Source organism: Exiguobacterium sp. TNDT2 (assembly GCF_003331145.1).
Taxonomy (GTDB): domain Bacteria; phylum Bacillota; class Bacilli; order Exiguobacteriales; family Exiguobacteriaceae; genus Exiguobacterium.
The window spans coordinates 1-13,733 of the sequence record NZ_QLVE01000024.1; the positions used below are offsets into that span (position 1 = coordinate 1).

Below are 13,733 nucleotides of genomic sequence, written 5' to 3' on the forward strand. Positions count from 1 at the left end.
ATTTTACATTCTAGATTTTAAACATCCATCTTTTGTCTATTTGATTTCCAAACCAAAAACATTGACCTCTTTATTAAAACCACAATTATCCATCTTGTCCTTCGTTATCCATTGTACCCTATGAGCCAACTACTTACGTTGAAATCGAAATCGCTCAGGCTTTATATCTAGTCGACCAGAGGAAGGAACGTCTCAGTGATTGTTCGGACACGGCCTTTCGACCTAGAGGGCGTGAGGCTTGAACGTTTTTGTCTTCGTATATGCGAAAAGACATCGTCATGTCTCTCTTTGAAGCAAAAACAGGCGCACCTGGAAATCCAGATGCGCCTGTCTTCTTAGTTAACGTACAGTCAGTTGGGTCATCTTGCCGGCACGATTTTTCGTGTCCACCACGTGGACAAATAGCTTCTCTCCTTTTCTTAAAGCGCGCGTCTTGACGGTAAATGTGCCGTCGAGCCCGACCACTGTCTTGCCGAGGAGTTGATATTTCGCATTGCGGACGATGACGACCATTCCTGCTTCCGCTTTCCCGCTCACCGTCTTCGCCCCGGTCACCGGACGCGTCACGACCGGTTGGCCTGGACGTTTCCCTGCCTGAACGAGAATACGTTCCCCCGTGGCGAGTTGACCGTTCTCATAGACGACACGGAGCACCGTCCCCGCCTTTTGAGGAATCAGCTTGAACGCGGCGCGGCCTTGATGCGCCGTGCCCTTCCCGATCAGTTTCGATTCGTTGTATACGGCGACGACCGTGCCCGATCTCGCCGAGACGTTAAAGACCGCGGCGTTGTCCGTCGCTCTCGCACCGTTTGCGTTCAGTTTCAGCATGGATTCGGCTCGATAAAGGTTCACTTTCCCGTAGCCGCTGAGGATGTCATAATACTTCGGGAACTTAAACCCGTATTCCTCATAATCGATATTTCCGTAGCCTTCCTCGTCTGTTTGCACCGCGTCACCTCCAGAGAAGGCGATCGGGTCCGCGGTACGCTGCAGGAGCGTACGCACTTGCTCGACGGTCAAGTCCGGGTGTGTCGACTTCAAAAGGGCGACGATCGCCGTGACGTGTGGAGTCGCCATGCTCGTGCCGTCCATATAGACGACGTTTCCGTCCGGGATGAGACTTGCGACTTTCGAGCCCGGCGCCACGACGTCAAGCCCGAGACCGAAGTTCGAATAGTCCGATACGAGGCCGAACGTGTTCGTCGCCCCGACCGAGATCGTATATTTCGACGAGCCCGGATACGATACGGACGAATCGCCGTCGTTGCCTGTCGCCGCGACGACGATGACACCACGGTCATACGCATATTTCAACATATAACCGATTGTCTGGCTCTGGCCGCCACCGAGGCTCATGTTGATGACTTTGGCGCCGGCATCGACTGCATACTTGATGCCGAGCGCGATGTTGTCCGTCTCGCCCGAACCGCCAGCATCGAGCACTTTCACCGGCAGAATCGAGACTTTTGGCATCATCCCACGCATCGAGACGCCATTGTCCCGTGTCGCACCGATGACACCGGCGACGTGCGTGCCGTGACCGTGATCGTCGAGCGCGTCGCCTTCCCCGTTCGGGTCGACGAAATTCTTCTCGTTTTGAATATCGACTTTCCCTTTCAAGTCGAGCAGACGATAATCGACGCCCGTGTCGAGGACGGCGACTTTGATCGACCGCGACGGGAGGTTCAACGCTTCGTAACGGTCAAGGCCAACGCCAGAATCGGCGAACGGCTTGAGGAGCGAACGTTGGTTGATCGCCCATTGATAATCAAAGCTCGCGTCGGTCGCGAACGCCTCGTATGATTGAATCGGCTCGACATATTCGACGTTCGGGTCCTTCGACATCGTCGCTTTTGCCGTCGCCTGCATGTCCCGGCTCGCCGTCTCGACGTCGACGAGGGCGAAGTGGTCGCCCGGACGACCGATGTCGAGGCGTTCGGCCGAGACGTTTTGGAGCGCATTCATCTTGCCGATCGACTTTGTTGGTGACGATTTATATTTGATGATGTAACGTGGTGCATCAACGGTTTTCACCGTCATGCCGACCTTGCCGAATAGTTCGTCCAGCGGGGTCCCAGCGAGCCCGTTCATACCAATCTTGCCGGCAATCGCCTCGATGTCCGTGGCGAGTACGTCCGGCACGCTCGATTTGACGAGCGTGTGCATCCGATTAATCGCTGCCGCGTCCCCGTTCGTGAGCGTATAGCTCTTCCCATCGACGAGTGCCGACAGTAACGGACGGAGCGTCAACAAGTCGGCATAGGCCGCCTGGCGTTTCGTGTTGTCGAACGTGACCGCTTTGACGATATACGGTGACGCCCGGTAATAGAGCGATGCGAGCTCACGTCCTTGCTCGGATGTGTTCAATACTTCCGTCTGGACGCGGCGGATGAGCTTGAGGAGCGTATCGCGCTCCGCTTCCGGTTGCACCACCGACTCGACGGCGCACATGTCGCCACCCACTTGCTCATACTTCACCGGCAGCTTGACCGGGTTATAGACGAGCTTGATGTCCGAAGCGAGTCGTGACACATCGACTTCTTCCCCTTCCATGACCGGCACGTCTCCCATGCTCTCCATCGGCATGTATTCGACCTTGATATAGTAAGGCCCTTCCCAAGCGTACGGGAAAGCGATTTTGGCCGTCTGGGCCTTGTCTTCTTCTGTCGCGCTCGAACGATACCGGTCGAACGTCTCGTCTTTCGCGGCCATGTTGGCGCTCGGATAGATCGAGATGTTCGTCAGCTTCGTTGCCTCGAGCGTGACTTCCATATGTGTCATCGACGTCGCTTGACGCTCCATCTTGAACCAGTAAGTGTTGACTTTTTCGGTCCCGGTCGTGAATGCCACAGCCTCCCCTGGTGTAAGTAACGGCGCCTCGGTCATGCCTGCCCCTAAATCGGCCGACACGCTCGGTGGGACGAGCGCGACGACGAGTGCCAGGATGGTCAGGATGGCCATCAGGCGGTTTAACGGATGTTTCATCATTTCCCCTCTTTTCATCAATGTGATCGACTATCTGTTCTACGTACACTATCGGACTATGTTTCAAAAATGTTACGAAAAGATGTCGTTATATTTCATTCAGTCGTCATATAATTGTCCATCGTTCATTTTTTCTTTTCGAGTACTTTGAGATTGTATTCATCTTCAGTCAAATCGACGTTGATACCAGCTACCTTAACGAATTTGTACGTGACCTGGTTGCCGTAGTCATGCCCGTACTCGGTCTCCTCCACATTCATAAACCCGAAACTTGTTCCCGCGTACCATACAATAGGAACGGTTTTCTTCTTTAAAAGAAATGGACGCGACCCCATACTGCTGGCGCATATACGTCTCATAGGAATTCTCCCCGATGACGTTGAACGAAGTCACTAGTTCAAAACGACAAGCGTAAGGAGATGTTTGCCCCAACGGTTCATCGATGATGCGTTCGGATTCATCACGTGTTTCTCCCCATGAGAAAGACCGGTGTCGCCACCGGCCCCCTATTAATATCCTGCGTATTGAAGTGTTTGCATGAACGCACGCTTCTCTGCGCCTGCAAGTGCGAATTCGAGGTCGTAGTCTTCCCCTTCAATCGTCACGACGATCCGATTCTCCGGACGGACGTGCTGTTTCAAGAAACTGACGAGTTTCGGATTCGATTTTACTAAATATGTCTCTTCGAGCGTCCCATCATCATACTCGATATAACCGGCGTCCTCTGGAAGGATCTTCTCCTCGTATGTCGCCTTGCCGACACGGATGCGGAGCTTCTCAAAGTAGATCGGCTCGCCGTCCTCGGCATAAGAGCTCAACAAGAAGTGAAGACCTGCCTTTGATTTCTCACCGAGGAAGAACGGCACGAACGTCTGGTCGTAGCGCGTCGACCCGTCCGACCAGAACACTTCCTTATGAAGGATTAACGGCATCCCTTCTGGTGTGATGCGATGGAAGTTGTTGTAGAACGCGTGTTGCACCGTGATCGTAGCTGGCGTACTCTTGTTGCCGGCACCGTCACGGATGACGAGCGTCATCTTTTGACCGATTTTCTGTTTCGGGATTTTGACGACGAACTTGCCCGTCGACATGACTGGTGCCGAATATGTCTTAGAGCCGACTGTGACGAGCGCTGTCGCATATGGCTCCGCTTTACCGGCAACACCGGTCGATGTCGTCGTGACGGATTGATTGATACGGCCCGGTTTCGGGGCGTAACGGTCCGTCACGACTTTCGTCTTGACGAGGTCACTGTGTGCGCCTTTATTCGACTTCGCCTGCGCCGAAATCGGTGTGCCGACCTTTTGGAGGGAGATCGTACGGCGGTATGTGCCGCTCGCATCGAACTTGCCTGAATACGTTGAGCTGCCGATCGTCACAATGAGACTTTGACCTGGCTCGCCGAGCACAGTCATGACGCGGGATGAGTTCGTGACCGGTTTGACGGTCGGTGCCGCCGGACGTGCCGTTGCATCTTCTGCGACGATGACGCGCGTCGTTTTGCTCGCATTGCCGCTCGCATCGACGAGACGGACGTCGATGATTTTACCGACTGATTGTGGGGCCATCTTGAACGTCGCCGATCCTGACTCTAAAATCGTCCGGACATACGTCTTGCTGTTGATAACGATTTCGGCTTTCGCGCCGACCTCACCTGAGATGACAAGTTCCGTCGACGTATGGAGTGGAGCCGACACTGTCGGAGCGACTGGCGCTGTCACATCGACCGTCGTCGACGCTGAGACGTAGGCCGGTGTGAATCCGCCAAAGACGAGCGTCCCGGCAAGGAAAAGAGCCAAATGTTTCGGTTGTTTCATAATCTATAGTTCCTCCTAAAATAACTCTCGTAATAGTCAACAAATTCAGTTTACTGGATTATTTTAAAAAGAGGTACATATTTTTCTAATTTTAGTGGATATTTTTTTAGAATTTCATTCCCCTTTCTTTCGAGTAAACAAAAAGCACCTCCGCTATGGAGATGCCGCTCGTTTACGTCTCGTGAATCATCGTCGCCTGTCCGCCTTGCCAGAACCATGTGCCGTTTTCTTTTATATAGAGATGTAACGCCCAGAACCTGCCCTCGTATGCGTTCGTCCCGAGGATGAAGCGCTCTTCAAGGAGCAATTGGACGACGGCGATGTCGCCTTTGACCGTCTCATCGAACGTGACCGTCTCTTGGGCGATCCATTGGACGGCGGCCGGGTCAACGAACTGGTCTAAAAAAGTCTCTTTATCGAACTGACGCCCGCTCGAGTCGACGTAACGAAATTCATCATGCATGATGGACCGCATCGATTCAAGGTCACCGGCAAGTTGCCACGCGGCCCGGTCGTCAGAAAGTTGTTTCAAATTGAGTGTTTCCATGGCTGTACCTTCCTTTCATCGTACATCATAGCATAATTTCATTTAATCGACAGGAGCGATGTTGCCTGGTCAGAACCGCTCTCACTTTCATAACTCCATTCCCGTCTCTCTCGATACAGGTACACGATTTTAGAAACAATCCAATTTTTCAAAAACTCTTTTCCTTTATAAGGAAAAAACACGGTTTCGCCCTCTACAATCTCGCTATACTGAAATAAAATCAACTACAGAAAGCTGAGGAGTCCTTATGAAATTTCAACAGTACGTCAGGTCAAATACAAAAATTGCACTCATCCTCATGGTAGTGTTCGTTTCACTCGAGCTGTTATTTAGAAGGGAAGGCGTCGAAACCGTCATCTCTGACTTAGGGTTTGGTTGGTCCGTCGTTCTACTAGCCTTTACTTATTTTGTTTTGGGCTATTTGATTGCCATGGTGTACAATTTGCCGTCCCTTCTTTTCCGGAAGCGATATCGTCGAAAAATCGAGAAGAAAGCGACATTGACGAAAGAGGCACGCGTTCAGAAACGGACCGAGCGTTACATCACGTTGCTCGATCAGCAGTTCCGCACACTCCCGTGGGAATATGACCGAGGCGTCCTTGCCCTCGCCGATGAACCGACCGTCGAGTGGACGAACGAAGAAGCGGCGGCGACATTGACAAACTTGTCACCTCGTCTGAACGAGCTTCGTCAAGACCATTTGAGTGAAGACCGATTGCGTCAGAAGAAGGAAGTGTTCGCCCGCTATGGACGGTTGCTTGATAGCGGCCTCATCGATGTCGAGCGCCTCAATACATTTATCCGTGAGTCAAATCTCCCGGAATCATTCCAACAGGCGTTGATCCACCCAAGACCGCTCGTCGACACGCTTGACGCGATGAAAGTACGGAGCTACGAGATGAACGGTCAATACATGGCACTCTCTGCCGGGATCGAAGGCGAACGAGTTGTGATCGAAGAGTTAGACAAGTACGCAGACAGTTATACGACGCTGTACGGCAATCGCATCGCCTATGATGAGCGCCACACCGTCGAGAGCGACGCCCTCGTCTTCTCCGAACGAGGCATCTTCACCGTCGAAGTTAAAAACATCAAATCCAAAGGTGACCAGTACATTAAAATCTCCAAGGATGGGGTCTGGTATGCGCGTCGTAGCCAAACCGAAGATTGGCAAGTCGACGAGTACTCGTCTAAAATTTTCGACCAGATGAACCGACAAGTGTACGGCTCACAAAAGTTCATTTATGACCAAACCGGTGAACGGCTCACCGTCCACCCGGTCGTCGTGATTGCCAACGCTAACGCCAAAATTGAGAACGAGACGGATTGGGTCGTCATCCGTCCGAACCAGCTGTACACGGTCATTTCCCGTGGTCCGGACCAACTCTCTCCAGAAACGTGTGAATCGTTACGTAACTTGTTCAAAGCCCATAACCTCGGGCAAAAAGCGTTCAAGCACCTGGATTATATGAAGGAATACGATCATCTGCTCCAAAATATGCTGTTCATCACCCATGTCTCGAATGCGTTACAAGTGATGTTGTCGACGTATAACGACATGGAGAAATGAGTATGTTCGAATATATCGATCCGTTCCTCTGGCAGCTCGTCACGCTGTTGTGTAACGCCGGTATCGAACTGGCCATGGGATTCTTGTATGACCTGTACTCCTTCTATCGTACATCTTGGAATATCATCTTCCCACTGGTATCGTTCTTGATCGCCTATCCGCTGATTGGTAAAAGAAGATTGACCGACAGTAAGTTGATTATTTACACTCGCAGTTCAAGCTGCGAGTTTTTTATTGTTCTCGTCCTTATTAACAATTTTCGATGGACTCGACGGAAGGACGCCTGCAATATCATTTATGCCTAGCGTATTTTTTTACGGAGAAAGGAATCATTTTTTCAAATACTCATTTCCCTGCAACACCAAAGCGGCAACCTTCACACCCAATTCTCTTTATACTAATAGAGAGATGATGAAGGAGGAAGCAGGATGAGAAAACAAAACACATTCGTTTTTCTATTTATTTTATTCATTGCATTCGGACTTTTGTCCCCATCCACTAGTTTCGCTAACAGTAAGAAAAGTGTTCAAGCAACCACTTCAGGACATTATATATTGAATGAGGATGGTACAGTCGATCATTATTCATTTAAAGAAAATTCAACTTTGTCACTACCGAAGAAAACACGATTACCGTTTAAAAACGTCCGACAAATAACGACTGACGGCTATTCAATCGATGTCTTACAAGGAAACGACATATGGACGTGGGAAACTTCGACTTCACAAGCCATAGCACGTAATCTCAATCTACAAGATGTCCACTCCTATACAGGTCAAACGATTCTACATAATGATCAGACCGTATCCATTTATGTTGAAGAGAAAGTGTATAATACGAGAGAAGAATTAACAGATATCAAACAAGTCATCCCTCATGGAGATGGTGCCTATCTCCTGAAAAACGATCACTCTCTCTGGTTCGCTGATTTTTCATTCATCGATTGGGTGGGTGTCACATTGACAAAAGAACCTATTCAAAATGTCCAACACCTCTGGTCAACATATAGCGGTTTATTTGTTAAAAAAACGGATGGAACAGTGTGGCAAGGAATATCCGTAAATGAGGATTACATTGGTGAACATCAGCCGCTAAAATATCGACAACTAAAAGATTTTTCAAACGCCATCGACTTTACAAGTTCGTACAACCAAACAATCGCAGTTAAAGCAGATGGTTCCGTATGGCGTTGGGGTTATATTGGCGAACGGGAAGTCAATACGCCTGAACGGATGGAGACACCTCCGGTCATCTCGGTCGGGTTAGACGACCGAATGACGATTGCGCTGACTAAAGACGGGGATCAGCTATACTGGAAGTCTGACGGCAGTCGCGTCTTATCCGCTAATAAAAAAGAAATTCTTCCTGTCAAGCTTCCGACCATCCTATATAAACCTCAATTTTGGAATGCCAGTTGGCCGTCTGAAGGAAAAATGCAAGTTATGACAACTTACGGAGAAATTCTTCTTCTTGATGAGTATGGACAAACGACTGGTAAGCCGAAAGTGACCGGTTGTTCATTCCGAATCGGTGCGTTCAACCATGGTCTTGTCGAAGTCTGTACCACCAATCATAAAACCATTTACGGGGCGATTGGTTTGAGCGATTCGACTGGCAGACTGATCGTATCACCAAACTATCGAGATTTGACGGTCGTTACTCCGAAGCTTGTCACCTATAAGACAAGTAATGGAAGATGGGGACTTATGGACTTGAAACGAAAAACTATTTTTGCGCCATCTTCCACTATCCCAATTGAATTCGATGGTCAATCGCTCGCAAAAGTGCAAACCACTGAAGGAAAAGTCGGCTTCATTAATACATCTGGAAAATGGGTCATCCCTGCTAAATATACAAGAGGTCACTACTTTGGAGATGGAAACGTCTTTGTCGAAAGTAAAGAGAAGTATGGAATTATGAATGCGAGAGGAAAATGGGTAGTGACACCTCGCTATGAGTACGTGCACGGTTTCGGTTGGGGGATGCCTTATAAAGAACGTAAAACCATAACGGTCACTTGGAATAGAAAAGAACGTTTAATTAATACTCAAGGGAAAGAATTGAAAGCTTCAATTGTGTTAAATAAACTTGGTTATTCGATAGAAGGTTCTCTCCAACACAATCGTATTTTAGTCTCGAAAAACGGCAAGTACGGCTTTGCCGACCAAAATGGGAAAATCGTTGTCACTCCTTCGTATTACGGAGCCACCGAATATAGTGAGCATCGAGCCATTGTAAGTAAAATGGTGAAAGGAAAGAGATACGATCAAATGATTGATACGAACGGAAAAGTTATCAGCAAAAGTTATCAAATGATTGGTCAAATCGCTCCTGGCGGTGTTCCATTTGAAGATGCTCACGGGAAGTGGGGATATCTAGATTTAAACGGAAAAGTCATTGTAGCAGCAACTTATGACTGGGTCTCTAATTTAGAAGACGGAATCGGATTAATTCAGAACGATGAACGTTATGGATACATCAAAGTAAAATAAATTGATTACCCCAATGAACCGAAATGTTAGGCACCATCATTATTTTTCTTTAAGTTTAATATGCTACTCATCTTGACAATCATGCTTCATCCCGTTAAAGTAGCGATAACATCATACGAACTCGCGATGAGAAAGAAGAGTAGCACGAAGGGACGTCTTCAGAAAGCCGGTGGTCGATGCGAACCGGTGACGTGTCTCGCGTGAATGGGCTTTTGAGCGTTCAGACCGATACGTAGGCTCTGACGGGTCCTCCCGTTACCGAGGATAGCGAATGATGGTTCGCGATGAGTGGGGGGAACTCCCCCAACGAAGGTGGCACCACGGGTCCCCCGTCCTTCATGTCTTTTAGACATGTCGAGCGGGGGATTTTTTATTTGAAGGAGGAGATGACATGGAACAATTGATCATTAACGGCGACGAACTGACACCGGTGGCGATCTTCCACCGCTTAGAAGGAGAACGAAAAATATTGCTCGAGAGCCGGGCCGAAGGCAAACACGGGCGCTACTCGATTATCGCGGCGAACCCGGTCGAGACGATCCGCATCGACGGTAATACCGTGACGGACGGCTCGGGCACGATGCGAGCGGACGATCCGCTCGCCGTCTTATCTGAGTTGATCGAGCGGGACACAGAAGACGCCCCCTATCCGTTCATCGGCGGTGCCGTCGGCTATATCGGCTATGATCTGCTGCGCACGTACGAGCCAATCCCGAACACACCAGGCGAAACGCGCGGCTTGCCGGACGCATTGTTCCAGCGCTATGAGATGGTCGTCTTGTATGACCACCTCGAAGAACAAGTCATCTTGATCGATACGGGTGACAACGACGGCTCCGCGCGGCTCGAGCGATTGAAGATTGAGCTCGAGACGGCGAAGACACACGAGCTCGCCCCTGTCGTCCGCACGAGTGAACGGATTTTGACCGAGAAAGACGAATTCATCGAGCGCGTCTTACAGGCAAAAGAAGCCATCCTCGCCGGTGAGGTGTTCCAACTCGTGTTGTCGCAACGGATCGATGCGACGTTCACCGGTGACCCGTTCCACTTTTACCGGACGCTCCGGAAACAGAACCCGAGCCCGTACTTGTTTTATATCGACCTCGGCGAAGCGATCGTCCTCGGGGCGTCTCCGGAGAGTCTCGTCCAAGTCGTTGGGACTCGTGTCTCGACGAACCCGATCGCCGGCACCCGCCCGCGCGGAAAGACGGTCGAAGAGGATATGCGCCACGCCGCTGACTTGACTCAAGACGAGAAAGAACTGGCCGAACATCGGATGCTCTTAGACCTCGGCCGCAACGACATCGGCCGCGTCGCTAAAGTTGGGTCGGTCACCATCCCGAAACAGATGGAAGTCGAACGCTTCAAAAACGTCATGCATCTCGTCTCCGAGGTCGAGGGCGAACTGCGTGACGACTTGAATCCGATTGACGCACTGCGGGCTTGTCTCCCGGCCGGTACCGTCTCCGGAGCCCCAAAGATTCGGGCGATGCAACTCATCGACGAGCTCGAGACGGTGAAACGCGAAGTGTACGCCGGGGCCGTCGGCTATCTCGACGTCCGGGGCGGGTTCGACTTCGCCCTCGCCATTCGGACGATGATCGTTCAAGGCGACAAGGCCTATGTTCAAGCTGGTGCCGGCATCGTCTTTGATTCGGACCCGGTATCGGAATATGAAGAGACGTTGCATAAAGCCAAATCGTTACTGGAGGTGTTCGCGTGATTTTACTCATCGATAACTACGACTCGTTCACGTACAACGTGTATCAGGATGTCGCCCGGTTCAGCGACGTGTTAGTCATCCGCAATGATGAGCTGACGGTCCACGCGATCCGTGACCTCGATCCGGCCGGCATCATCATCTCGCCAGGTCCCGGTGGCCCTGCGGACGCCGGTGTCTCGCTCAACGTCGTCCGCGAACTTTCTGGCACCGTCCCGATCCTCGGTATCTGTCTCGGTCATCAAGTCATCGCCGAGGCGTTCGGCGGGACGGTCGGACGGGCTAGACAGGTCATGCATGGCAAGACGTCGATGATTGAGACCATACCCGGTGTGCTCTTCGATGGGAAGCCGATGGACGTCATGCGCTATCATTCGCTCGTCGTCCACGAGACGGAGTTAAATGTCACCGCTCACACGCAAGAGGGTGTCATCATGGCGCTCGAACATCCCGAACACCCGACGTACGGCGTCCAGTTCCATCCCGAGTCAATTGGCACACCGGACGGACGGGACTTATTCGAGCGATTCGTCGCGTTGTGTCACACAAAAAGACCGAAGAACGTGTCCTCGGTCTGAGCATTGATTTATCGATTCGCCAACACTTTGACGTCGTCCCCTTCTGAGACGATGAATAATTTTCGCGGTTCGATTTCTGCCTTGAAATCGCGGTTAATTGTTCGAGCTGCGGACCGGTCTTCCACCGCCGCACGTTCGTTCGCGATCAGCTGGATTTGATGTCGTTCACGGTTCGCCAAGGCGAAGCGGACTTTGAACTCTTGCTCGTAGCTTTGCAGGCCTTGGTGAAACGCTTGTCGTTTCGCTTCAAATTCTTGGCCAATCGCGTTCACTTGTCTCGTTGCTTGCTCGATCGTTTCTTCCGGGTCGCCTAACAAGCGCATCGCATGGATTTCACCCTGTAGACTCAAAAGGAACATATAGACGAGTTCTTCGTACTCTTGAAACTCACCGATGACGTCTTTCATCGCTTGAATTTTAGTCGCTTCTTTGAACACGAGCGCTCGTTTCTTCAGTTCATTCAATTTCCCGAGTGGGGTATCGATATGTTTGAGAAGCGCATAGACCGTGTCGATGTCCGTCTTATAGTTGTTTTCAAGTTGGTGGGTGATTTTGCTGTCGACAGTATCTGTTTTCAAGAACACGTATACGCGGTCCAAATAGCTGAACGAACTGCGCGCTTGTCCGTGATATTCATTCAACTTCATCGTGACCAACTTGTTGACAACCGTCTCAATCTTGTCGAGCGCCTGTTTGATTTCGCGTAAATGCTCTTGGGCGACGACCGTCGTCGCCAAGTCTAAGGCGATTCGCCTCACTTGGAGCGGGTTCACTTGCTTCAAATTCGCTTGCGCTTTAATCACATTCTTCCCATCCACCACGATGGCTCGCCAATACCCGTCTTCTTTTGACTTCTTCAATGAATAGACGCCCTTCTTTAGAGCGGACTCCACTTCAGGTGAGAAGACGAGTTCGTACGCAGGCTTTTGGCCGAGCGATTGCATCGCAGCCGGGACGCCGACAGATTGAACCATCCGTTTCAACAGTTGCGCCATGTCCGTCCCGACCATAATCTCTTCTTTATTCGTGACGTCTTCTATGACGACCGGCAGGACGGTCGCCGATTGCTCATGTTTGACCAATTCATGCGCGACGCTCGACGGAACGATTGGATCGTCTTCTGAATCGAGCGGGACTGGTGGTTCAACCGCTGTCTGACGCTTCTTCCAAACGAGGACAGCGACCGCGACGAATGCGATCCCAAGCAATAGATACAAGTATTCCATGTGAGTTCCCCCTTTGACCGTTGTACCTAGTATAAAGGGAAATGAATGGTTCAGGTACCAGGATGCATTGAAAAACCGGGGAACGGGTCCCCGGTCTGAGTCAATTCAAAAAGTCATCGAGTTGAAAGTCATGCTTATCAAGCACAATTTGTTCACGCGCGATGCCCCGCTCACGCAGCGTCACGATCGTCTCGCGCAAGAAGTCATCGCTGCCGACGACGTAATACAAGCCATCCTTGTCTGCGGCGAGTGTTTCGACTGCCTCATGGTAGGCGCGTCGATTGTCGACGAACTCGGCTGTGAATCCATTCGTTGACGCGAACACATCGTTAAACAAATATTCTTTCGACGAGTCGACATTCAACGAATGGAGGTGCAGCACTCCTTCCCCTTTCGCCAAATAATCAAGTACGAGCGGGCGAAACGTCGCGAGCCCGACCCCGGCCGACAGCAAGTACACGTTCTTCCCGTCACGCTTCAGTGGCGCGTTCGAATGCGTCTTGAAGATGGCGACCTCATCCCCGATGTTCATGTCACGCAAGATTGATTTGAACGTCGAGCACTCCGGTTTGACCCGGGTCGTGATACCGATCGCGCCTTCATGCGGCAACGTCGAGATTGACATGTGTCGGATCAAACTCCGATTCGGTCTGTCTTCTTTGTTGAAGCCTTCGAGCGCGAAGTGCGTGTGTGCCCCTTCGTCCCACATGAAGCCCTCGGGCAGTTCAAGTTTGAACGTGTATGTATCCGGTGCTTCTTGTACGACTTGTTGAATCGGTGTCCAGTAAATCTGCATCG

The 13,733-nt window shown here is 50.8% G+C and carries 10 protein-coding genes and 1 other annotated feature; of the genes, 4 read left to right on the forward strand and 6 right to left on the reverse strand.

Annotated features, from left to right (window positions below):
- Nucleotides 1-339: 339 nt before the first annotated feature.
- The 4 genes from DPV68_RS11560 to DPV68_RS11575 form a co-directional block, all read right to left on the reverse strand.
- Nucleotides 340-2,985: a S8 family peptidase gene (locus tag DPV68_RS11560; protein WP_232819624.1), complete on the reverse strand. Its 2,646-nt coding sequence runs from the start codon at nucleotides 2,983-2,985 to the stop codon at nucleotides 340-342.
- Between the two features lie 125 nt (nucleotides 2,986-3,110).
- Nucleotides 3,111-3,245: a hypothetical protein gene (locus tag DPV68_RS15150; RefSeq protein ID WP_255418325.1), complete on the reverse strand. Its 135-nt coding sequence runs from the start codon at nucleotides 3,243-3,245 to the stop codon at nucleotides 3,111-3,113.
- Between the two features lie 249 nt (nucleotides 3,246-3,494).
- Nucleotides 3,495-4,802 carry an Ig-like domain-containing protein gene (locus DPV68_RS11570; protein WP_114166966.1) on the reverse strand — a complete coding sequence of 436 codons (1,308 nt, stop codon included), beginning with the start codon at nucleotides 4,800-4,802 and terminating at the stop codon, nucleotides 3,495-3,497.
- A 172-nt stretch (nucleotides 4,803-4,974) separates the two neighbouring features.
- Nucleotides 4,975-5,349 (reverse strand): nuclear transport factor 2 family protein, encoded by a 375-nt coding sequence (locus DPV68_RS11575; protein WP_114166967.1) that lies wholly within the window; start codon nucleotides 5,347-5,349, stop codon nucleotides 4,975-4,977.
- Nucleotides 5,350-5,596: 247 nt separating this feature from the next.
- On the opposite strand from DPV68_RS11575, the gene DPV68_RS11580 reads away from it, so the two are divergent.
- From DPV68_RS11580 to DPV68_RS11600, 4 genes are all read left to right on the forward strand, one after another.
- On the forward strand, nucleotides 5,597-6,919 hold the full coding sequence (locus DPV68_RS11580; protein WP_114166968.1) for a nuclease-related domain-containing protein: 1,323 nt from the start codon (nucleotides 5,597-5,599) through the stop codon (nucleotides 6,917-6,919).
- 428 nt (nucleotides 6,920-7,347) lie between these two features.
- Entirely contained in the window at nucleotides 7,348-9,411 is a 2,064-nt protein-coding gene (locus DPV68_RS11590; protein WP_114166970.1) for a WG repeat-containing protein, read from the forward strand.
- Between the two features lie 117 nt (nucleotides 9,412-9,528).
- Nucleotides 9,529-9,751 (forward strand) — a binding site (T-box leader).
- 51 nt (nucleotides 9,752-9,802) lie between these two features.
- Nucleotides 9,803-11,134 (forward strand): anthranilate synthase component I, encoded by a 1,332-nt coding sequence (trpE, locus tag DPV68_RS11595; protein ID WP_114166971.1) that lies wholly within the window; start codon nucleotides 9,803-9,805, stop codon nucleotides 11,132-11,134.
- The gene (locus tag DPV68_RS11600; RefSeq protein ID WP_114166972.1) at nucleotides 11,131-11,709 is read left to right on the forward strand and encodes an anthranilate synthase component II; all 579 of its coding nucleotides are present in this window, start codon (nucleotides 11,131-11,133) and stop codon (nucleotides 11,707-11,709) included. Before trpE ends, DPV68_RS11600 begins: the two co-directional genes overlap by 4 nt.
- An 8-nt stretch (nucleotides 11,710-11,717) precedes the next feature.
- Here DPV68_RS11600 and DPV68_RS11605 read toward each other — a convergent pair whose 3' ends face one another.
- Nucleotides 11,718-12,935: a hypothetical protein gene (locus tag DPV68_RS11605; protein WP_114166973.1), complete on the reverse strand. Its 1,218-nt coding sequence runs from the start codon at nucleotides 12,933-12,935 to the stop codon at nucleotides 11,718-11,720.
- Between the two features lie 100 nt (nucleotides 12,936-13,035).
- Nucleotides 13,036-13,731: a dihydropteridine reductase gene (locus tag DPV68_RS11610; RefSeq protein WP_114167091.1), complete on the reverse strand. Its 696-nt coding sequence runs from the start codon at nucleotides 13,729-13,731 to the stop codon at nucleotides 13,036-13,038.
- Nucleotides 13,732-13,733 lie beyond the last annotated feature (2 nt).

Coding starts and splice junctions, on each gene's coding strand:
- DPV68_RS11575 (WP_114166967.1), bottom strand. CDS start 5,349: ATGGAAACACTCAATTTGAAACAACTTTCTGACGACCGGGCCGCGTGG.
- DPV68_RS11605 (WP_114166973.1), bottom strand. CDS start 12,935: ATGGAATACTTGTATCTATTGCTTGGGATCGCATTCGTCGCGGTCGCT.
- DPV68_RS11570 (WP_114166966.1), bottom strand. CDS start 4,802: ATGAAACAACCGAAACATTTGGCTCTTTTCCTTGCCGGGACGCTCGTC.
- DPV68_RS11560 (WP_232819624.1), bottom strand. CDS start 2,985: ATGAAACATCCGTTAAACCGCCTGATGGCCATCCTGACCATCCTGGCA.
- DPV68_RS11610 (WP_114167091.1), bottom strand. CDS start 13,731: ATGCAGATTTACTGGACACCGATTCAACAAGTCGTACAAGAAGCACCG.
- DPV68_RS11580 (WP_114166968.1), top strand. CDS start 5,597: ATGAAATTTCAACAGTACGTCAGGTCAAATACAAAAATTGCACTCATC.
- DPV68_RS11590 (WP_114166970.1), top strand. CDS start 7,348: ATGAGAAAACAAAACACATTCGTTTTTCTATTTATTTTATTCATTGCA.
- DPV68_RS15150 (WP_255418325.1), bottom strand. CDS start 3,245: ATGAATGTGGAGGAGACCGAGTACGGGCATGACTACGGCAACCAGGTC.
- trpE (WP_114166971.1), top strand. CDS start 9,803: ATGGAACAATTGATCATTAACGGCGACGAACTGACACCGGTGGCGATC.